Source organism: Brevibacterium sediminis (genome assembly GCF_013623905.1).
GTDB classification, from domain to species: Bacteria; Actinomycetota; Actinomycetes; order Actinomycetales; family Brevibacteriaceae; genus Brevibacterium; species Brevibacterium sediminis.
The window spans coordinates 325,976-346,719 of sequence record NZ_JABKDD010000001.1; the positions used below are offsets into that span (position 1 = coordinate 325,976).

General features: G+C 62.6%; 23 protein-coding genes. 14 read left to right on the plus strand and 9 right to left on the minus strand.

Annotation, left to right across the window (positions count from 1 at the left end):
* Positions 1-31: 31 nt before the first annotated feature.
* Positions 32-1,009 carry a GNAT family N-acetyltransferase gene (locus HK108_RS19040; protein WP_308423760.1) on the minus strand — a complete coding sequence of 326 codons (978 nt, stop codon included), beginning with the start codon at positions 1,007-1,009 and terminating at the stop codon, positions 32-34.
* A gap of 84 nt (positions 1,010-1,093) precedes the next feature.
* Here HK108_RS19040 and HK108_RS01530 point away from each other — a divergent pair, with 84 nt between their 5' ends.
* The 7 genes from HK108_RS01530 to tpx all read left to right on the plus strand — a co-directional run bounded on the left by HK108_RS01530 (position 1,094) and on the right by tpx (position 7,229).
* Positions 1,094-1,309 carry a hypothetical protein gene (locus HK108_RS01530; RefSeq protein WP_139466894.1) on the plus strand — a complete coding sequence of 72 codons (216 nt, stop codon included), beginning with the start codon at positions 1,094-1,096 and terminating at the stop codon, positions 1,307-1,309.
* A gap of 42 nt (positions 1,310-1,351) precedes the next feature.
* Positions 1,352-2,170: a thioesterase family protein gene (locus HK108_RS01535; protein WP_139466895.1), complete on the plus strand. Its 819-nt coding sequence runs from the start codon at positions 1,352-1,354 to the stop codon at positions 2,168-2,170.
* A 107-nt stretch (positions 2,171-2,277) separates the two neighbouring features.
* Entirely contained in the window at positions 2,278-2,649 is a 372-nt protein-coding gene (locus HK108_RS01540; protein WP_101544850.1) for a VOC family protein, read from the plus strand.
* A 55-nt stretch (positions 2,650-2,704) separates the two neighbouring features.
* Complete coding sequence (locus tag HK108_RS01545) at positions 2,705-3,223, plus strand: DinB family protein (protein ID WP_139466897.1); 519 nt, start codon at positions 2,705-2,707, stop codon at positions 3,221-3,223.
* Positions 3,224-3,267: 44 nt separating this feature from the next.
* The gene (locus tag HK108_RS01550; protein ID WP_181270410.1) at positions 3,268-4,275 is read left to right on the plus strand and encodes a DUF368 domain-containing protein; all 1,008 of its coding nucleotides are present in this window, start codon (positions 3,268-3,270) and stop codon (positions 4,273-4,275) included.
* 115 nt (positions 4,276-4,390) lie between these two features.
* Positions 4,391-6,589 carry a bifunctional metallophosphatase/5'-nucleotidase gene (locus HK108_RS01555; protein ID WP_181270411.1) on the plus strand — a complete coding sequence of 733 codons (2,199 nt, stop codon included), beginning with the start codon at positions 4,391-4,393 and terminating at the stop codon, positions 6,587-6,589.
* A 139-nt stretch (positions 6,590-6,728) separates the two neighbouring features.
* On the plus strand, positions 6,729-7,229 hold the full coding sequence (gene tpx, locus HK108_RS01560) for a thiol peroxidase (RefSeq protein ID WP_181270412.1): 501 nt from the start codon (positions 6,729-6,731) through the stop codon (positions 7,227-7,229).
* Positions 7,230-7,376: 147 nt separating this feature from the next.
* On the opposite strand, the gene HK108_RS01565 is transcribed toward tpx, so the two are convergent.
* Positions 7,377-8,093, minus strand: a complete 717-nt coding sequence (locus tag HK108_RS01565; protein WP_139466901.1) for a PIG-L deacetylase family protein — start codon at positions 8,091-8,093, stop codon at positions 7,377-7,379.
* A 102-nt stretch (positions 8,094-8,195) separates the two neighbouring features.
* Between HK108_RS01565 and HK108_RS01570 the strand changes: the two genes are divergently transcribed.
* Positions 8,196-8,861 (plus strand): hypothetical protein, encoded by a 666-nt coding sequence (locus HK108_RS01570; RefSeq protein ID WP_181270413.1) that lies wholly within the window; start codon positions 8,196-8,198, stop codon positions 8,859-8,861.
* On the opposite strand, the gene HK108_RS01575 is transcribed toward HK108_RS01570, so the two are convergent.
* From HK108_RS01575 to HK108_RS01590, 4 genes are all read right to left on the minus strand, one after another.
* Positions 8,831-10,066, minus strand: coding sequence for an NAD(P)-binding domain-containing protein (locus HK108_RS01575; RefSeq protein ID WP_181270414.1), 1,236 nt, complete (start codon positions 10,064-10,066; stop codon positions 8,831-8,833). The two genes, HK108_RS01570 and HK108_RS01575, sit on opposite strands and share 31 nt — an antisense overlap.
* Before the next feature lie 90 nt (positions 10,067-10,156).
* The gene (locus HK108_RS01580; RefSeq protein ID WP_181270415.1) at positions 10,157-10,510 is read right to left on the minus strand and encodes a hypothetical protein; all 354 of its coding nucleotides are present in this window, start codon (positions 10,508-10,510) and stop codon (positions 10,157-10,159) included.
* A 500-nt stretch (positions 10,511-11,010) separates the two neighbouring features.
* Positions 11,011-11,577: a hypothetical protein gene (locus tag HK108_RS01585; RefSeq protein WP_181270416.1), complete on the minus strand. Its 567-nt coding sequence runs from the start codon at positions 11,575-11,577 to the stop codon at positions 11,011-11,013.
* Between the two features lie 231 nt (positions 11,578-11,808).
* Positions 11,809-12,396 (minus strand): HhH-GPD-type base excision DNA repair protein, encoded by a 588-nt coding sequence (locus HK108_RS01590; protein WP_181270417.1) that lies wholly within the window; start codon positions 12,394-12,396, stop codon positions 11,809-11,811.
* Between the two features lie 53 nt (positions 12,397-12,449).
* Between HK108_RS01590 and HK108_RS01595 the strand changes: the two genes are divergently transcribed.
* The 6 genes from HK108_RS01595 to HK108_RS01620 all read left to right on the plus strand — a co-directional run bounded on the left by HK108_RS01595 (position 12,450) and on the right by HK108_RS01620 (position 17,665).
* Positions 12,450-12,833, plus strand: a complete 384-nt coding sequence (locus HK108_RS01595) for a YchJ family protein (protein ID WP_229663899.1) — start codon at positions 12,450-12,452, stop codon at positions 12,831-12,833.
* A 195-nt stretch (positions 12,834-13,028) separates the two neighbouring features.
* Positions 13,029-13,508 (plus strand): DUF2087 domain-containing protein, encoded by a 480-nt coding sequence (locus tag HK108_RS01600; protein WP_139466907.1) that lies wholly within the window; start codon positions 13,029-13,031, stop codon positions 13,506-13,508.
* Between the two features lie 59 nt (positions 13,509-13,567).
* Complete coding sequence (locus HK108_RS01605) at positions 13,568-14,071, plus strand: phosphoribosyltransferase (protein WP_025778180.1); 504 nt, start codon at positions 13,568-13,570, stop codon at positions 14,069-14,071.
* Between the two features lie 9 nt (positions 14,072-14,080).
* Positions 14,081-15,382 carry a carboxylesterase family protein gene (locus tag HK108_RS01610; protein ID WP_181270418.1) on the plus strand — a complete coding sequence of 434 codons (1,302 nt, stop codon included), beginning with the start codon at positions 14,081-14,083 and terminating at the stop codon, positions 15,380-15,382.
* An 88-nt stretch (positions 15,383-15,470) separates the two neighbouring features.
* A complete protein-coding gene (locus tag HK108_RS01615) occupies positions 15,471-16,580 on the plus strand; it encodes a winged helix DNA-binding domain-containing protein (RefSeq protein WP_181270419.1) in 1,110 nt (369 codons plus the stop codon).
* A 35-nt stretch (positions 16,581-16,615) separates the two neighbouring features.
* On the plus strand, positions 16,616-17,665 hold the full coding sequence (locus HK108_RS01620; protein WP_139466910.1) for a diacylglycerol/lipid kinase family protein: 1,050 nt from the start codon (positions 16,616-16,618) through the stop codon (positions 17,663-17,665).
* Here HK108_RS01620 and HK108_RS01625 read toward each other — a convergent pair.
* Genes HK108_RS01625 through pdxS form a run of 3 tightly spaced genes read right to left on the minus strand, consistent with a single transcriptional unit; the run spans position 17,648 to position 20,719 of the window.
* Complete coding sequence (locus HK108_RS01625; protein WP_139466911.1) at positions 17,648-19,249, minus strand: helicase HerA-like domain-containing protein; 1,602 nt, start codon at positions 19,247-19,249, stop codon at positions 17,648-17,650. The genes HK108_RS01620 and HK108_RS01625 overlap by 18 nt on opposite strands.
* A gap of 10 nt (positions 19,250-19,259) precedes the next feature.
* Positions 19,260-19,841: a pyridoxal 5'-phosphate synthase glutaminase subunit PdxT gene (gene pdxT / locus HK108_RS01630; RefSeq protein ID WP_308423761.1), complete on the minus strand. Its 582-nt coding sequence runs from the start codon at positions 19,839-19,841 to the stop codon at positions 19,260-19,262.
* Positions 19,838-20,719, minus strand: a complete 882-nt coding sequence (pdxS, locus tag HK108_RS01635) for a pyridoxal 5'-phosphate synthase lyase subunit PdxS (RefSeq protein ID WP_139466913.1) — start codon at positions 20,717-20,719, stop codon at positions 19,838-19,840. The genes pdxT and pdxS overlap by 4 nt, the downstream gene beginning before the upstream one ends.
* Positions 20,720-20,744 lie beyond the last annotated feature (25 nt).

Here is a 20,744-nt window from a genome sequence, read left to right on the forward strand (position 1 = left end):
CCCTGGCCTTCTGGCCAGGGGCACTTTCACGTCATCGGACGAAAGCACGGACCGCCGCCCCTGCAGACGGGGCGGCTTCGCTGAAGCCGAGCGACGTGTAGAACTCAGCCAGTCCGGGATCGGCGTCGGTGAGCAGGACGGTCTGTCGGACATCGGCGAAAGGTTCGAGGACGCGAGCGACGAGTTCAGCCCCGATGCCGCGCCGCTGCATTCCTGGAGCGACCAGGACATCTTGGAGGTAGACAAGTGTTCCGAAGTCGCTGACCACGCGCGCCAATCCGACGAGCAGCTCTGCCTGGTGAGCACAAACCACGTGCGAAGAATTGAGGACACTGCGGACCAGTCGTTCCGGGGCGTTCGTGTACGCCGACCATCCGACTGAGTTGTAGAGCGCGAGCATCTCACTGCACGATGGCGGAGTATTCGACGAATACGTGATCCCGGCACGAGTCTGCTCACGGAAATGACGTCGATCATGCCAGTGCAGCTCATGGACGACGCCTGTCTCCCATTCCTCGCGCAGGATCGCATAGCCGACCGAATCCAGCGGATCGCTGCCGATTACAGGCCACGAGCGGCGATAGTGAGCTTCTTTCGTCCAGCCTGCCCGGTCGAAGACCGCCCTCATGGCGTGATTGTCTTCGCGCGTCTGACCCTCGAGTCGAATCGCTCCCGTGGTGGAAAAGACATGAGCGGTAATGGCGGTCAATGCCTCAACGCCGAGGCCCCGACCTCGAAATCGCGAAGCTAATCGGAGGTCGAACATCGGCGTCTCGTCACGAAGATCCTCCAGACGGACGATGCCGATCCGGCCCAGCTCGCTGTGAACGAGCCAGAACGTCTTGGTCTCCTCGCTGATGAAATAGCCGTCCGCAATCCGTTGGCGGACTTCTTCTGCCGACCAGCGAGACAGCCTGGCGTGGAAAGGGAACTCTTCCGTGGTGTAGAACTCAGTCAGATCATGATCGTCGCAGCCATGTGGATCGACCCGGGTCAGCTTCACACTCATGCGCTTAGACTAATCGGTGAGCGCTCACAGCAACTCAACGCAGAGATGAAAGCGACGAGGTGCGCCCGACGAAGGAGTCCAGACATGAGCCTTGAAGACGATCCATTCGACTACCAAATCACCAAATCCGGAATCCTCTTCATTCGCCGAGGCGGCCGCACCGTCATGGAGCTCGGCGGAAAGAAGGTTGCCGCGCTCATTCCCAAACTCGGCCGAGATGACGACACCGACCAGCAGCTGTTGGCACGGGCAACAGGTCACTATCGTCACGGCAACGAACGACAGTCCGGTCGGCATTGAATCTGGCTGGACGTTCGTTCAGTTGTTGGTACTGTATGTGACATGAGTCAATCGACCGTCAGTGAGTTTTCACAGGCCACCGCAGTCACCCGCCAAGGCGACCACAGCTTTACCGCCGACCTCGACGCCGGCTGGAAAGTCGCCGGAGCCGTGAATGGAGGCTACCTCCTCGGAGTCGCCGGACAAGCCCTGCGGGCCGTCAACCCGAGCACCCCGGACCCCCTCGTCATCTCCACCTTCTATCTCGGACCGAGCAGAGAAGGTCCGGTCGACATCTCCACGCGCACACTGCGCGAAGGCCGATCGACGGCGAGCTACGGCATCGAACTCTCCCAGAACGGGGCACCGACGATCTCGGCGATGGCGACGATGGGCAACCTCGGCGACCTTCCCGACGATGTCGGCACGACAGCCACGCCGCCCCAGCTGCCCCCACCGGAAGAATGCGTCGGTGTCGCCGAAGCCAGCGAGGACTTCAAGAAGGCGGCGCCGCTTATCGAACGGTTCGATATGCGCCTCGACCCGGCCACCGCAGGATTCGCGGTCGGCAAACCCAGTGGTCGTGGAGTGCTGCAAGGTTGGATTCGGCTCATCGACGGGACCGACCCGGACCCGCTGTCATTGCTGACTTTCCTCGACTCGTTTCCGCCGGTGATGTTCGACCTCGGTCGCTTCAACTGGGCGCCGACGATGGAACTGACCGCACACGTCCGCGCCCTGCCCGCTCCCGGCTGGATCAGCGCGCGACTGTACACTCGGAACATCGCGGGCGGAATGTTCGAAGAGGACTGCGAACTGTGGGACTCGGCCGGTCGCCTCGTCGCTCAGTCGCGGCAGTTGGCGCGCCAGCCCCGCGGGTGACGCGACGATGACGGCGGATAACCGACGATGACGCCTTCGACTTGTCATGTCTGTGGGGTGCTCTAGAGTCGGATCAACACCTATCCGACTGCGAAAGGACCGCGCTCATGGCGTCGCTGGCATCTTTGAGCATCACCTTCGACTGCCTCGATGTGGAAGCACAATCGATCTTCTGGGCAGACCTCCTCGGTGCCGACATCGATCCCGGCGCCAACGAGTTCGTTGCGAGCATCGGGGGAGTTCACAACAGCGAGTCACCGACCCCGGGAATGCTTTTCCTCAAGGTCGACGAACGGGCAGAGGGGAAGAACCCGCTGCACATCGACCTCGACGATCCGCACTATCCGGCGGACGTCGACCGCGCGGTCTCCTTGGGTGCACATAAGCTCGCGTCTTTCGACGAATATGGGATCGAATGGACGACTCTGAAAGATCCCGAAGGAAATCTCTTCGACATCGGTCGGCGAAAACTAGACTGAGCCTCATACACCTGGTTCGAACATCAGGCCGTCTGCATGATCAGAGAGGCTCAGCATGACCCTGCCATTGACCGATCCGAGCAACTCCCCGAACGAACGTCGTGGGCTCGAAGAATTCGTCGAGTACTTCCGACAGGTGGTCAGACGCAAGGTCGATGGGCTGACGCCCGAGCAGCTCGACCACACCGTGGCCTCATCGTCTCTGACGATCGGCGGCATCCTCCGCCATCTCACGCTCGTCGAGGAGAGCTGGTTCGTCGAAGTGCTGCAGGGCCGGGACCTGGGGGAGCCGTGGTCGAGCGTCGACTGGAACAGCGACCGTGATTGGGACTTCGAGTCTGCGTCAGGGATGACCGCGGACGAGCTCCTGGCGGACCACGAGCAGGCCTGTGAGAAGTCCCGTGAAATCCTCACCGAGGTGGCCGACCTCGACACGCTCACCGAACGAGGAGACCGTGACGGAGAGAAGTTCAACGTCCGATGGATCCTCATTCATCTCATCGAAGAGTACGCTCGTCACGCAGGTCATGCGGACATCCTCCGCGAAGACATCGATGGTGAGATCGGCGACTGAGTCGCACCTCATCGGCGCCCGGTGGATCTAATAGGCTGGAAAGTATGACGAACACCCCGCCGACCGATACCGCCGCTGCGCCGAAGAGATCCAAAGCACTCCTCCCGCTCGACCTGATCCGGGGCTTTCTCATCGGCAGCGCGGAACTCGTCCCCGGGGTCTCCGGCGGAACCATCGCCTTGGTCACCGGCGTCTACGACCAGCTCATCGACTCCGCATCTCACGTCGTTTCGGCCGCGAAGACTCTCGTGACAGGACCGAACCGTGCGGCGGGGGCTCTGGCGGAACTGCGGCGCACCGACTGGTTCCTCGTCATCCCCGTTCTGTTGGGCATGGCCGCGGCAGTGTTCACCATCGCCGGTGTCATGGAAAGCTTCGTCACCAGCAACCCCGAACTCTCCCGGGGTCTGTTCTTCGGCCTGGTCTCCGCCAGCATCGCGGTGCCGTTGAGGATGTTGCCGGCACGCTCCTCGCGACAGCCCGTGCTCCTCGGCGTTCTGGCGTTCATCGTCGCCGCCGCTCTCGCATTCTGGATGACGAGTCTGGCAGGTGGGGCAGACGTGGAGAATCCACCGCTCATCGCCGTCTTCTTCGTCGCCTCTATCGCCATCTGCGCTCTCGTCGTGCCCGGAGTGTCCGGATCGTTCTTCCTGCTGGCAGTGGGTATGTACTCGACCACTCTGCGGGCCGTGGACTCACGCGATTTCGGGTACCTCGGAATCTTCATGCTCGGCGCGATCCTCGGCCTGGCGGTCTTCGTCAACATTCTCAAATACTTCCTGCACAACCACCGGTGGTGGACCCTCATCGTCATGGCAGGACTGATGTTCGGTTCCCTCCGCGCGCTCTGGCCGTGGCAGTCATCTGCAGAGGTGGGCGCCGACGGCGAAGAACACGGAGCGGGCGGCCTGCTGGCCCCCGTCGATCCGGTACTCGGTCCGATCCTGCTTGCGGTCCTCGGCGCGGCCGTCGTCGTCATCCTCATCATCGTCGAGGCTAAATCTGCGTCTGCGAAGGATGAGGCTGATAGAGCCGATTCCGCCACAGCGTGAACGCAAGAGAGTTTGTGCAAATTTCTCTCAAGATCCATTCAGAAAACGATCAGCGCCCACTAGGGTAAGAGAGTTGGATCACTTTCATCCTCTCTGACCAGTTCTCTGGAGACTCATGCGTCTGCGCACCCTGACCTCGTCCACACTCGCCCTCGCTCTCATCGTCACCGGCCCCGCGGCCGCCTCCGCGACTGGCCTCGGCAGTGCCGACGCCCCCGCCGACTCTCAGGCGGCGACAACCGGAGAACTGACTCTGTTGGCGACGACTGACGTTCACGGCAACGTACTCAATTGGGACTATTTCGCGAACAAGCCCTACCCGGCAGGGGAGGAGCTGGGCATGTCCCGAGCCTCGACTCTCATCAAGGGAGTGCGTGAGGACAAAGGTGCCGATTCCGTGCTCCTCGTCGACAACGGCGACACCATCCAAGGCAATCCCTTGGCCTACTACTTCGCCAAACAGGAACCGATCACGACGAGTGGCCAAACCCACCCATTGGCCAAGACCTTTAACCACCTGGAATACGACGCACAGGTCGTCGGCAACCACGAATTCAACTATGGCCTCGATCTGCTGGCTACCTACCGCGACCAGGTCGACTTTCCGCTGGTCGGAGCCAATGTCATCGCAGATGCCGACGGACAGACCCATTTGGACCCGTACGCGATGGTGGAGAAGCAGGTCGATGGTGAGACGATCACCGTCGGCGTTCTCGGCGTGACCACACCCGGCAGCCGCATCTGGGACAAGAACAACCTGTCCGGGAAGGTGCACTTCGACGATCCGGTCGAGACGGCACAGAAGTATGTGCCCGAGATGAAACAGAAGGGCGCAGACGTCATCGTCGTACTGTCCCACTCTGGCAAAGATCCGAAGGGACAGAGCTGGGATCCGGACCAGCTGCAGGAGAACGTCAGCACCTCGGTAGCGAAAGTGCCAGGAGTTGATGTCCTCGTCGCCGGCCATACTCATCAGAACGAACCCAGTCAGGTCGTGACCCGTGACGACGGCACCCAAGTGCTCATCACCCAACCGAACTATTGGGCGCGATCGGTATCCGAGGTGGGACTGCCGATCAATCTTGACACCCACCACGTGGACTGGGGCGAGACCGAGCCGCACGCAGACGCTCTTGCCACACAAGGGGAGGTCGCTGAGGACCAGGAGATCAATGACCTTGTCGATGAGCAGCACCAGACCACGATCGACTACGTGAACACGAAGATCGGATCGGTCACCGAAACACTGTCGGCGAAGACCTCCTACTACGAAGACACGGCCATCCTCGACTTCATCTCCCATGTCCAAACCGAGACGGTTGAAGAAGGACTGAAGGGAACGGACTATGCCGATCTTCCCGTGATCTCGCAGGCATCACCCTTCAGCCGCACCGCAGAGTTCCCGGCGGGCGACATCACGATCCGAGATGTGGCAGGACTCTACGTCTACGACAACACTCTTGCCGGTGTCGAGATCAACGGTGCTCAACTGCGCGACTACCTCGAATTCTCGGCACGCTATTTCAAGCAGACCGAGGAAGGCGCCGAATTCGACCCGGTGGACGGCACGAACGCGATCGACGAAGTCTCGGAATCTCCGATCCCGGACTACAACTACGATGCGCTTGCCGGAATCGACTACGACATCAATGTCTCCAAACCGACCGGGGAGAGGATCGAGAACCTCACGCTGGCCGACGGCAGCGAAATCGGAGACGATGACCGGTTCATCCTCGCCATCAACAACTATCGTCAGTCCGGTGGAGGTGGCTACCCGGTCGACGGACTCAAAGAGGTTTACAACGAACAGGTCGAGGTGCGTCAGGCACTCATCGACTGGGCGGAGGAGAAGCAGATCGTCGACCCCGACGATTTCTTCGACGAGAACTGGCAAGTCGTCACCAGCAGCCGTGCACCAGGCGGAGACGATGACGATTCCGGTGACAGCGTGGATTCCGACAGTTCCGGCGAAGCCACTGCCGAGGCAGGCTCGAATGCGTCCGCCGGAGCCGAGTCCGATGCCGCTGGAGCCTCCGACGGCGCGGGTTCCGGGAGCTCCGGAAGCGCTGACGGGGAGGACAATGCCGGAGAAGCAACATCCGAGAACGACGGCTCGACGAACAGTGCATTGGACGGCAATTCTGACGGCGGCGACGCCGACGGCCGTGAAGCTGACGGTTCGGCAACCGGTGCAGGTGGCGGGGCCGACCTGCCGCGGACAGGCCTCGAGCTTGCCACAAGCATCGGCCTCGCTGCTGCGATCATCGCACTCGGTTCGGCACTCGTGGTCGTCTCACGCCGCCGTCGTCGCTGAGCGGCTGTCGGCCATCTGTGGGATTCATCAATCCGAGGGCCGGCGAAAGTCCGGTCCATGTTCGTCGTGTTCCCCTCGGAGCCGTCTCACGTAGAGTGAGGGTGACAGCAGTCAGCTCTGAAGAAGGAGAGAGTCAAGCATGGCCAACACAGCATTTCAGGGATCTCCGGTCAAGACCGTCGGCGAACTGCCCGCCAAGGGCGAACAAGCCCCGGCATTCAGCCTCGTCGGCGCCGACCTCGGTGATGTGAACTCACAGGACAACTCGGGCAAGCGTGTCGTGCTCAACATCTTCCCCAGCCTCGATACGGGAGTGTGCGCCGCCTCGGTGCGCAAGTTCAACGAACTCGCCTCCGGCCTGGAGAACACCACTGTTCTCTGCGTGTCCAACGACCTTCCGTTCGCCCAGGCTCGCTTCTGCGGCGCTGAAGGCATCGAGAACGTCGTGACGGCGTCGGGATTCCGCAGCTCGTTCGGCAAGGATTTCGGTGTGACCATGGTCGACGGTCCGCTCGCTGGTCTGCTCGCCCGATCCGTTGTCGTCCTCGACGAGAAGGGCACCGTGACGTACACGCAGCTCGTTGACGAGATCACCACCGAACCCGACTACGACTCGGCAATCGCAGCTCTGGAAGCCTGATCTTCTCCCGCGAGTCGAAGGTTTGACTCGTGAAATACGAACCGGGTGGGACGCACACGCGTCCCACCCGGTTGTTCTCTATCAGCAGCGTGCCGGTCGAAGTGGTTCGGAGCACCGGCTGCTGACAAGGAGCAATTGGCGAAGTGCTCACATATCGACGACTGTGATCGGCAGGGCGTAGTCGACGCCGGCGAGTTCTCCACCGCTCGTGGTAATGCCGGGGATCATATCCTTCGGCGCCGGATGATCGCTGAGGGCGTCCAAATAGACCTTGTGCGCCTCAAGCGATCGCACACCACGGTCGACGTGCGCAGCAGTGAGCGCCACGGCGTGAGTGGGCTGGGCACCATTGATGAGCAGCCGATCAGCCTTCCACGCTTCCAGTCCCTCATCCTTGAGATCGGTGAAGACCCAGGGATTGTCCGCATCGCGAATTGCATCGACGGTGGCAACGCCGGCATGGCGATGGTCGACATGATTGAGCCCCCATTGCACCTGGAGGTCGAAGGTCGTCACGACAACCGCATTCGGGCGGAACTCGCGGATCTTCCGTGCGATTGCCCGACGCAACTCGTGCGTGGGTTCCAGCAGACCATCCGGGAAGTCGAGGATCTCCAGATCGTCGACGCCGACGATATTGCACGCCCGACGCTGTTCCTCGGCGCGCAGCGGTGCCACTTCCTCCGGGCTCATGTCCCGGATTCCTGCTTCCCCTCGGGTGAGCAGAAGATAGGCGACTTCTTTGCCCTCATCGGTCCATTTCGACACGGCTGCCGAACCCCCGTATTCCATATCGTCAGGGTGGGCGACCACGCAGAGCACACGGTTGATATCGGAGTCATCGAAAAGCGGGATCTCAGTCATGAGTCCAGGCTAGGCGGCAGTTGACGCTTGCGCCAGAGACCAGGGACGACCAGATGATTGGGTACGATGTGGAGGACCCCACCGATCGAGTGAAGGCAGACAATGATGAACAGACCACTCGTAGCGGTGACGCTGGCCCTGGGCCTGACTCTCAGCGGATGTTCGGCGTTCAAGGTCAGCAGCTCCGAAGATGCGGGATCCAAACCGGCGAATGTGGGAATCGGCGACGGACAGTCGCCTTCGCCGACCGCAACCGGCCCGACGATTCCCAACGGGATGAGCGAGACCACTGTCGACCTGGGCGGACAATGTCCCGTCGAAGTCAGTTTGGCCTTGGGCGCCGACTGGGCAGATGGGTCCGGCTACGACGGCTATCGGCTCTACGAAGCTGATTCTGGCGCGATCATCACTGTCAACTGCATTGATGACGACGAGTCGTCACCTCAAGAATTGGTGGACAAGGCGCGGGAGAGGATGTTCAGCACGTCGGGATCGTCCATGACCAGTGAGGCCACCGGATCACTCAGCGGTGGAGAGTACTGGGTCTTCCACGGCACCTTGGCACCCGATGACATGCGAGCTGTCGACAAAGAGGACTCCGTGATGTTCGGTGCAGTTGCCGGAATATCTGTCGACGGTCGACTCTTCAAGGTCAGCGTCGACATGCTTGCGCAAGCCGATGACACAGAGGCTCAAGACCAGTTCCGACAGATGCTGCCGACGGTTCGCTTTGGCGATCAGGTGCTCAAAGCCCCAGACCTGCGCTGAGGCTGCCGACTGCCAGACATGCGTTTGAGCAGTTCTCGAGCCGCTATCCTCCCGGCCCTGGTCGCGCCGACCGTGGAACTGGCTGATCCGTAGCCGACGAGGAACAGCCGTGGATCGTCTTTGACCGCGACCTCGGTTTCCATGGAGATTCCGCCATCAGGTGTGCGCAGGCGCAGCGGTGCAAGGTGTTTGAGTGCTGCTCGGAACCCGGTGTTCCAGAAGATCACGTCGACCTCTTCGACATGGGGTTCGTCGAACGGCGCCCATGATTCGGGCACCGCCAGGTAGTCGCTGGCCGAAGGACCCAAGCCTTCCGACGTGGTCGGAAGCTCGGTGTCGCCGAGTCCGGGGAAGTGGACGCCGTGGGGAAGGATGCGGTCGAACATGCCTCGAGACACCAGAACTCCCGAGTCGATTCCTTCCCGGAACTCTCTGCGGATCGGCAGGCCAGTCGTGCGGACGACGCTGGCTGGGGCCAGACCGGACAGAGTTCGTTCGCGAACGGCTCGTTCGACCTCAAGTCCCCATTGGCCGTCGAAGTCCCTGGACGTGAAGTTCGGGGGACGGCGTGTGGCCCAAAGAGTGTCGGTCACTTCGGCGAGTTCGAGGAGAAACTGCGTGGCGGAGATTCCGCCGCCGACCACGAGCGTGCGCAGTCCCCGGAAGTCTTCGACGTCACGGAAGTTCACGGTATGCAGCTGGTGGCCCTCGAACTCCGCGATGCCGGGGACGAAGGGGACGTAAGGCTGGGTCCACGTGCCGGTTGCGTTGATGAGGTAGTCGCTGGAGAGCGTCACGTGTTCACCGTCGACGGTGGCTGTGATGGTGAATCGTCCCTGTCCGGGTTCTTCGGACCGGACGGTGTCCACTTCAGCCGGCCGGATGACGCAGAGTTCGAGTTCGCGTTCGAACCGGGAGTAGTAGTCGGAGACGATCTCGGAGGCAGGGACGTTCGGGTCGGGACGTCCGAGAGGAAACCCAGGCAGGTCGGAGATGTGGTTGGTGGTGCCCAGGGTCAATGAGTCCCACCGTTCTCGCCAGGCACCACCGGGGCCGTCTCCGGCATCGAGGATGATGAAGTCTTTGCCCGGTGCGAGGCCGTCGCGCCACAGGTAATGTGCTGCGGACAGTCCGGCTTGGCCCGCGCCGATGATGACGATAGGCCAATGAGAGTCGATCAGGAGCTCGTTGATTCGGCACACCATGGGGCCATTGTTTCAGGTTTCTCTAGTCAAGGGCTCACTGATCATGGCCGGGCGATGGGCCGAGCCTTTCCGAATAAGAACGTCACGGCGTCATCGGGCAGATTGGGCACAGTCCGGCCCGCGGGGATTGGAATAGCAGTCTTCGTCGACAAGGTAGCGGTGGTAGCGGTAGACCTCGATGCCGATGTCGTTGCTGGAGACGTGAGCGAATCCGTCGATAGGGAGCCAGGGCCCGCCGTCGACCGAGAATTCTCCGCTGAATGTCGCGGTCATCGACGCGGATACCTTGCCGGATTTTTGGTATTCGTGTCCGATCTGGGGTGTGCCGCCGGGCAGGGGCTTCGTACCTTTCGTATTAGTGGTCGTGCCCGAGCCGTCTCCGAAGTCCCAATTGAAGCGCTCTGGGGTGACTTTGACCTTGACCGCATAGGTCAGCAGGGTCATGTCGATATAACTGACGTCGATGTCCGTCCAGAAGGCCGCCGGTTTGCCGACGACAGCCCAATCCTTCGGCCAGGCATAGATTGTGGGAGCCGGTATGTCGAAATTCTGGAACTGCGATTCCGGGATGTGGGTCGGGGGATCGGGCCGAGCCGGAGCGCCGCCGCCACCGCCCCCTCCGCCACCGGGGCCGGGTTCACTTACGCACAGATAGCCGACGTCTTCAGTCGGGCAGTCAGGCTGACCGCCGCCGCCGGCGCCACCTCCGCCTCCGGAACCACCGCCGCCGTTGCCTCCTCCACCAGAGCCGCCACCTCCGGAGCCTCCGCCGCCGTCAGATCCCCCTCCGCCCGGAGGCGGTTGGGGAACCGGGGGTTTTACCGCTTTACACCCGCTAGTGTCGCCAATCGTGCAGCCTGGTGCTGCCTCCGCCGGCGGAGGAAACATGAACAGGCAAATGGCGACGATTGCAAAACAAAGAATGCTGTGGGAAGACCTATTTCCTAACAACGTCGTTCCCAGAGGGTTTGCTGGTCGACTTTCCAGCTTTCATCATCTAACTGAATGGTGTGTTGCATCGTCACTTTTCCATCAGGATTCACAGTTGGAGTTTGACCTGCCGGGGTCATTGTCCACCTAGAGGTGTCAACACAAAAGTTCACTAGGACCGAGCCAGATTTCGCTGTTTCGTCGACTCTCGTGACTTCAAATACTTCGACCTTCAACGGTTCGATTTGGCCCTTAAAGGTAGCCTCGTTGGAGGCTACTGATTTGGCTTCGGCCTGAATTGACTTAAGCGCATCACCGGATGCGAATTTCGGAAACTCATCAGCTACCTCGAACTTCCCGGAATACGCTTCATTAATGGCTTGAATGAAGTCGTCGAATGCCACCAGCGCGCCCTCGACGGCCTTCTTTTCCTCTTTGTCGAGGTCAAGGTCGGTTTCGTAGTCGGGGATGGCCACCTCGGGGGGATTATCGGTCGACCCTCCGTCGGGCTGCTGGGCGGGCAGGGTCGACGTCGGTGCGGCTACCGGCGAGTTGTCGGCACAGCCGACAACCGAGACCATACTCAGCGCGGAGAAAACGGCAACGAATATTTGGGAAGGTCGACGATACGGTCGGGACGATCCAGTTCTCATTCCACGCCTCTGTGGTCTGCAACTGCGGCGCGACCCCATCGGCCGGCACCCGGATTCCCTACATTATTCGACCGGCATGCTTTTTAGAACAGGCGAAGTGAAATCTGTGGATAACTCACGCCCGAGTGCGTGGGAACAACGATCTTTCGGCAACTGCGGCTACTTGTTCGCGGCCTTCGCCGTCTTGGCCGCGGCCTTCTGCTGCTTCTTGAAAGCACGCACCTCTTGCAGAGTGACGTCATCGACGACGTCGGCGATCGATCGGCGGGCGTCTGCGTCTCCGTAATCACCGGCAGCCTCCTGCCAACCGTCGGCCTGGAGTTCGAACTGCTTACCGAGCAAGGCCAGGAAGATCTTGGCCTTCTGATCGCCGAATCCGGGCAGCTTCTTCAGCCGTTTGAGGACCTCAGCACCGCTGGGGTCGCCCTCAGTCCAGATAGCCTCGGGGTTGCCGTCGTATTCGTCGACAATGGCTGCGGCCAGCTTCTGCACCCGTCCAGCCATCGACTTCGGGAACCGGTGGACTGCGGGAGTCTGGGCGAAGATGTCGAGGAAATCGTCCGGGTTCATCTCGGCGATCTCGTCGATATCGAGCTTGCCCAGTCGATCTGCCAGCTTGGCCGGCCCAGCGAAGGCGCTCTCCATGGTCACCTGCTGGTCGAGCAGCATCCCGACAAGCAGAGCGAAGCGGTCTTCGGCCAAGAGTGCATCGGCCTTCGGATCTCCAGACAGGAACAGTGAAGTCATGACTCCATCTTCGCACGCCGCCTACGGCTGTCCACTGCCGATATCATCGACTGATGATCTGCCCCTGCTCCGGAATGCCTCCCGGCACCGCCTACGACGACTGCTGCCGCCCCGCCCTCGACGGTGAATCCTGGCCCACCACCGCCGAGGCGCTGATGCGCTCCCGCTACACCGCCTTCGTCCGCGGCAACGAAGACCACCTCTTCCGCACCTGGCATGCCAAGACCCGACCCGACGATGTCGGCGTCGATGACGCCACCACGTGGCTCGGCCTCGAAATCGTGTCCACCACGGGCGGGGGATTCGACGATGTCACCGGCACCGTGCACTTCCGTGCGCGATTCCGGGACCACCTCGGCGATCATGTCCTCGAAGAGAACTCCTCCTTCGTCCGCCGTGCCGGGCGGTGGATGTACCTCGAAGCGCTCGAGAGCTGACAACCGGCAACGGCTTCGAACGCCGACCACTGTGTCTATACTGGTGTTCGGCGCATCCAACGCCCAGCCGAGGTCGTGTTCCCAGCACACCGACCGCATGGCGAAGGGGAGAGAATCCTCGGACGAAACCGGCACGGTGATTTCCTGACCAGGTTTCGTGCTGGGGGAGACTTGGTCGTTTGAGGAAGTGACACCATGACCAAGGACAAGGATTTCAAGAAGCTCGTTCGCACGCGGATGACCGAAACCGGTGAGAACTACACCACGGCCCGCACCGCGCTGGTCGCCGCGAACCAGGGTTCAGGATCCAACAGTGATTCCCGCAGCGAATCCGTCATCGCCCCGGAGATCGCACGGTTTCGGGCGAAGACACTGAAAACGTTCATGCCGGACGGCCACATCGTCGCCATTCCGACGAAACGACGCGCCCTCGTGCTCGTCCTCATCGAAGTCCTCGCCGCCCTCGACCCGGACCAGGTCTACGCCGAGAAACGACTCAACGGCATCCTCGGGGATTTCCATCCGGACTTCGCCCTGCTGCGTCGCGAACTCATCGACTACCGCCTGCTCGAACGCAATGCCCACACGGGGGAGTACTGGGTCAACCCGAACCCGCCGACCCATACCGGTTCGCAGGCGCAGGAGATAGCCGGACTCGAGGTATTTCTGCGCTGAACCGGCGACAGCGTATCCTTGAAGCTCGAACCACAAACGGGCAGACACGAGGAGCATCCATGGCCTATCACGCCGATTCGACCGATCTCGACGAAAAAGAGATTCTCAGCTGGGACATGTTCGGCCGATCGGCGCGTGAGATGGCGCAGACCATCGCGGATTCCGACTACGATCCCGAGATCGTCATCGCCGTAGCCCGCGGTGGACTGCTGCCCGCCGGAGCACTCGCCTACGCGCTCGGACTCAAGCTTTCCGACGCCATCAACGTCGAGTTCTACACCGACGTCCACGAGACCCTGCCCGACCCCATCCTGCTCGCCCCGATGCTCGACATCGAAGCGATCAAGGGCAAGAAGCTGCTCGTCGTAGATGACGTCGCCGACTCCGGCCGCACCCTCGCCCTCGTCCTCGAACTGCTGCGCAAACACGGTGCGGAAGCCCAGTCGGCCGTCATCTACGCGAAGTCCGCATCGATCATCGACCCGGACTTCGTGTGGAAGCGCACCGATCAGTGGATCGTCTTCCCCTGGTCGGCCGAACCCCCGGTCGAACCCAGCAAGTAAGCTGACCAAATGGAGGAGACACGGGACATCGCCGCCCCGTGCGGACGCGTGCGCGCCTACGTCAACGACGACGTGATCCGCGCACGGGGCATCCGCTACGCCCGTGCAGGTCGTTTCCTCCCTCCCGTCGATGAACCTCCGGTGGACTTCATCGACGGCGGTCGACCGGGCCCGGCAAGCCCGCAGCTGCGCCGCGACCCGAATGCCGGAATGACCTTCGATCAGCTCGGCGGGCTGCCCATCAGCGAAGACTGTCTGCGCGTGAGCGTGACTATGCCGAAGGACACCATCACCGAGGCGGGGCTTCCCGTCCTCGTCTGGATCCACGGCGGAGCCTACGTCGCCGGGGCCGGGGACGCGGAGATCTACGATCCGCACGCCCTGGCCGCCGAGCAGAACATCATCGTCGTCTCCGTGACCTACCGCCTCGGAGTCCTCGGATACCTCGGAACCGGCCGAGACGAACACCTCAACCTCGGAGTGCTCGACCAGATCTCCGCCCTGCGCTGGGTGCAGACGAACATCTCCGCCTTCGGCGGCAACCCGGACAACGTCACGATCGCCGGGCAAAGCGCCGGAGCAGACGCCTGCGCCCACCTCATGATCGCCGAAGGCACCGCAGGACTCTTCCATCGTGTGCTCATGGCCTCAGCACCCTTGGGACTCGCCGGCGGCACCGACGCAATGAACTGGGCAATGGGGAAAGTCGCCCAGAAGATCGACCCTGAAGCCGGCGTCGACGGCATCCTCCGAGCGCAGGAAGAAGTGCACAAAGCCGCCCTCGTCGGGGGTCTGCATGCCGGAATGTGCTTCGGAGTCCGTTACGGCCAGTACCCTTTGCCATCACGCTCGAAGGCAGCCGAGGCCTGGGCCGAAGTCGCCCCGAAATTCGACGTCCTCATGACCCGCACGGAACGGGAGATCGCGTTCTTCGCCGGTTTCGTTCCCGCACTGCGTCGCCTCTACGATCGCACCCTGACCTCGCCGATGCTCGAATCCCTCATCTCCGGAATCACCTCGGCGGTCTATACCCGGGCCGGACGCGAATTCTACGACCGCCACCGGATGTCCGGCGGTCAAGGCGCCCGCCTGCTCATCGTCTCCCGCGGAGACGGCAGCTTCTTCGACGCGGCCCACTCCGGAGATCTGCCGCTGATCTTCCCCGGCGATATCTGGCACGATTCCTTCCTCGACTACGGTGCGACCACCGATATCGCCGGTCCCGAGCTGCGCCGGACCTGGGGCGAATTCGCCTCCTCGGGCACACTGCCGCGGGTGCGGGTGCCCGGACTCATCGACATCATGGGCTGAACGGTCAACTGTACGATCGCCGTCTGCGATCCCAGCTCTGTCGTCTTTTCACAACCGCCATGTCACCGGCGTGCACTACCGTTGGACCATGGACGCACATCAGATCTCGGCAGCCCGTCTGATCTCGCAGGGACTCATCGGACCTCCACCCGAGTCACCGACAGGAACCGACCTCTCAACCGCCGGCGCAGTCGTCGAGCATCTCGGCTGTGTCCAAGCCCAAGCTCTCGGCGGTGCACTGATCTCCATCGCCCTGCGCCTAGGACCGGATGTCACTGACGGTGTGGCCGCGGTCCGTGCCGCCATCGATTCCGGAGAGATCGTGCGTTCCTGGACCCAGCGCGGCACCATCCATCTGACCACGGCCAAGGACATCGGGTGGATCCTCGGCCTCACCGGGGCACGGATCATGAAATCCACGGCCAAGCGGCGCGAGTATTTCGGCATCACCGACGCGATGCTCGATACTGCAGCGGAACTCGCCACAGTGGCCATCCGGGACCGGGGACCGCTGACGCGCGAAGAGCTGCTCGAAGCGTTCGCTCCCATCGGTGCCGGAGACGAATACGGCCACGCCCGTTACCTCATCACTTCCTTGGCGCTGCAGAACATCATCGTCCAAGCCCCCGTGATCGAGGGCAAAGATGACATGAAATACGTGCTCACCGCCGATTGGGTGCCCACACCTACAGAGCTGGACACCGAGGCGGCCGACCACGAATGGATGAGACGCTTCGTCACCAGTCACGGACCGGTCACAGTCGATGACGCGACACGGTGGACGGGACTGCCGAAGACGAGAATGAGAAAGGCCATCCGCGCCGGAATCGATGCCGGAGAGATCGTGAGCACCGACATCGACGGCACCGACTACGCTCACGCACCGGATCTGGAGGACCGACTGGCCGAATGGGAGACGGCGGCGCAGGAGACCATGCTGCTGCCGGGATTCGACGAGATCATCCTCGGGTACAAGGACCGCAGCGCCACACTCGACCCTGCGAATGAGAGACTCGTTGTGCCCGGAGGCAACGGAATGTTCAAGAACACGGTGGTGACCGGCACCCGCGCACGCGCGACCTGGAAACGATCACCCCTCAAGACCGGTCCGCGGGTCCGCGTCGACACCTTCCCAGGGGAGAAGGTTGACCTCGAGGCCGTCGAATCGGTGAGTGCAACCCACCCGGCCTTCGTCTGAGCACGCAGAGACGACCGACGGTGGACGATCGCCACATGACACGCACACAGTGGGCCAGCCGTGTGGGTGAAGGCGACCGACCGGCATCGCCTGCGGGCCGAACTGCCGTCGGGATCATCCTCAATCCCAAACACCCGGCGACCCTGCGGGCGTATGCCGAGCTCGTGCCGGAACTGCGCAATACCGGCGCGCACTACCGAAGCATGACCACCAGCGTCGACCGTTCCGGTCGTTGGCAAGCCGAACAGCTCGTCAAATGGGGCGCTGACATCGTCATCATCCTCGGTGGCGACGGCACCATCCGAGCGACAGCGCCGGTACTCGCCGAGGCGGACATCCTGACGTTCCTCGTCCCGACCGGGACCGCGAACGTGCTCAGCCGCCATATCGGCCTCCGATCCTCCCGGCACGCCATTGACCATTGCAAGCGCACGATCGCCTCGATCATCCGTGACGGCTATCCGCCGAACCTCCGGAACGTTCCGATCAATACTGCGGAGTACCAGACGGCCGACGGCGCTCGACATCGCACCGAGTTCATCAGTCTCGCAGGAATCGGGGGAGACGCCCGGGCCGTCGCCCACCACCATGTCTCGCTCGGGCTGCTCGGCTACGCCTGGGGAGCCGCGCAGGCCCTCGTCGCCGCAGATTTCACCGCGAGCACGGGAGACACCGCAAGCATGAGGGACGCCGCAAGAGCGGAAGACACCGCAAGCACAGGGGAGGGAACCGACTCGGGGCTGGTGTGGTCGGTGATGGCGTCGAAGGTCGCCCGTCCTGCCGGTCCCATCGCCGTGTTCCCCGAAGCGCGCATTGATGCTCCGACCTTCTCCATGCTCACCGTCGGCCCGTTTCCGCACTCACCCATGGCGCGGTGCCGAGCCTGGGCAGGAATCGCCGCGGCATGCCTGCAGGGCAGACCGGAGGCCCACCCGCTCATGAACTATCGGCGCACAACCGAGACGACGGTCACCGTCGAATATCCGGTACCGGCACAACTCGACGGAGACCTCATCGGCGACTGCCTGGAACTGCGGGTGAGCGCCGGTGAGAAGACACTGCGGGTATCAGCGCCGGCGTCGTGAGGTGCCGAAGATTCCGCGTGCGATCTCGCGTGCCGCGGTCCTTGTGAACTGTTTGAACGCCGAGGACTTCACGACCTGGGAAAACAGGTTCTCGTCGTCCTTCTTCGCCGACTTCTTCCCAGAACCGCCTGACTCCTCCGGGAAGTCGATCTTGTCCGCTGAAGCGTCGCGACCCTGACTCTCAGCGGGCGCATCGGCAGGAGCTGACTTCTGTTCCTCGGCGTGAGCTTCTGACCCGCCCTCGAGGCGCTTGGCGAGGATCTCGCGGGCAGATTCGTTGTCGATCGCGGTGCCGTACTTCTCATGCTGGGGCGACGCCGCCACAGCCGCTTTGATCTCGTCCTCGCTCATCGGCCCCATCTTCGACTCCGGGGCTCGCATTCGCGTCGGTGCCACCGGGGTCGGAGCACCATCGGGGTCCATGACGGTGACCACGGCTTCGCCGATGCCGAGCGAGGTGAGCAGCTCTTCGAGGTCGTAGTCGGACTTCGGGAAGGTCTGCACGGTCGCTTTGAGCGCCTTCGCGTCGTTGGGTGTATGTGCCCGCAGCTGGTGCTGAATGCGCGAACCCAACTGTGCGAGCACATCTTCGGGAACATCCTTCGGCGTCTGAGTGACGAAGAAGATGCCGACGCCCTTCGAGCGGATGAGCCGCACGGTCTGCGTCACCGACTGGAGGAAGGCCTTCGACGCGCCGGCGAAGAGCAGGTGGGCTTCGTCGAAGAAGAACACAAGCGAGGGCTTGTCCGGGTCGCCGACCTCCGGCAGGTCCTGGAACAGGTCGGCCAGCAGCCACATGAGGAACGTGGAGAACAGGGCCGGCGACTGACTGAGTTTCTGCAGTTCGAGCACCGAGACGATTCCGGCACCGTTGTCGTCGGTGCGCAGCAGATCAGCGGTGTCGAATTCCGGTTCGCCGAAGAACACGTCGCCGCCTTGGGCCGCGAGTTCGGAGATCTTGCGCAGGATGACGCCGACGGTGGCCTTCGACGCCCCGCCGATGCCTTCGAGATCGGCCTTTCCCTCGTCGGAGGTGAGGAAGGTGAGGACGGCCTTGAGGTCGGAGAGGTCGAGCAGCGCCAACCCTGCCTGATCGGCATAGTGGAAGACCAGAGAGAGGACGGATTCTTGAGTGTCGTTGAGTTCGAGCACCTTTGCCAGCAGAATCGGCCCGAACGAGGTCACCGTCGCTCGCAGGGGAGTGCCGAGCCCCGAATCACCGAGAGTGTAGAACTCGGTCGGATTGGACCGCGACTGCCAGTCCTGACCGGCGGCATCGAGGCGCTTGCGCAGCTTGTCGGATTCGACGCCGGCAGCGCCGATGCCCGAGAGATCGCCCTTGATGTCCGAAGCGAACACCGGCACTCCGGCCCGTGACAGCTGCTCGGCGAGCACCTGCAGGGTCACGGTCTTACCGGTTCCCGTGGCACCGGCGACGAGGCCGTGCCGATTGAGCATGGACAACGGGATGGAGATCGGGGTCTCCTTCGAGGGTTCTTCACCGTTCAGGGCGACCCCAAGATCGAGTGTCTCGCCGTCGAAGGTGTATCCGTCTTTGAGTGTCTGCAACGCCTGCTCAGTCATGAGTCAATCTTTACACAGCGGCACCGAGGTGGTGGAGGAATTCTGCATGGATTCGTCCGTCGGTGCCCAACTCCGGGTGGAAGCTGGCACCCCAGACCGAGCCCTGCCGGACGAGGACGGGCACGTCGTCGTGACGGGAGAGCACCTCGGTGTCGGGCCCGAGCTCGAGGATCTGCGGGGCACGAATGAATGTGCCCTCGACCGGTTCGTCCAGTCCGCGTACGGTCAGCGGGGCGGTGAAGGACTCGCGCTGTCGACCGTAAGCGTTGCGGGCAACGGTGACATCGAGCCCGCCGAGGCGGTCATACCCACCCAGCGAATCGTCGCTGAGCCGGTCGGCCAGGAGAATGAGTCCGGCACAGGTGCCGAAGACCGGCAGACCGCCGGCCATGTGTTCGCGCAGAGTCGCGAAGAGATCCGTGCCGGCGGCGATGCGCACCATGGCAGTGGACTCACCGCCGGGCAGAATGAGCGCATCGAGGCCCGTAAGGTGTTCGGACCTGGTGACTTTGAGGGTGTCGACCCCCAGGGAGCCGAGCATGAGCAGGTGCTCACGGAAGGCTCCCTGGAGGGCGAGGACGCCGACTCTCACCAGCCGCGCTCGGCCAGGCGGTGCGGTGCGGGTACGTCGGCGACGTTGATGCCGACCATCGCATCGCCGAGTCCGCGGGATGCCTCGGCCACGGCCTGCGGGTCATCGAAGTGTGTGGTCGCCTCGACGATGGCTTTCGCACGGGCCTCCGGGTTGCCGGACTTGAAGATGCCGGAGCCGACGAAGACGCCGTCGGCACCGAGCTGCATCATCATCGCTGCGTCTGCCGGGGTGGCGATGCCGCCGGCGACGAAGGTCACGACGGGCAGACGGCCGAGGCTGGCGACCTGCTTGACCAGGTGGTACGGGGCGGCGATCTCCTTGGCCGCGACGTAGAGCTCGTCTTCGCTCTTCGCTCCCAGTGCACGGATCTCGGAGTTGATGGTCCGCAGGTGGCGCATCGCCTCGGAGACGTCGCCGGTTCCTGCCTCGCCTTTCGAGCGGATCATCGATGCGCCCTCTTGGATACGGCGCAGAGCCTCACCGAGGTTGGTCGCACCACAGACGAACGGCACCTTGAAGACGGACTTGTCGATGTGGTTGACGTAGTCGGCGGGGGAGAGGACCTCCGATTCGTCGATGTAGTCGACACCGAGGGTCTCGAGGATCTGGGCCTCGACGAAATGGCCGATGCGGGCCTTGGCCATCACCGGGATAGACACGGCGCTGATGATCGAGTCGATGAGGTCGGGGTCGCTCATCCGGGCGACTCCACCCTGTGCGCGGATGTCGGCAGGGACGCGTTCGAGGGCCATGACTGCGGAAGCGCCGGCCGCCTCGGCGATGCGTGCCTGCTCTTCGTTGACGACGTCCATGATGACGCCGCCCTTGAGCATCTGAGCCAGTCCGGTGTTGAGCAGGGTCTGTGTTTCGGTCATTGTGGTGTAGATCCATTCACTGTCG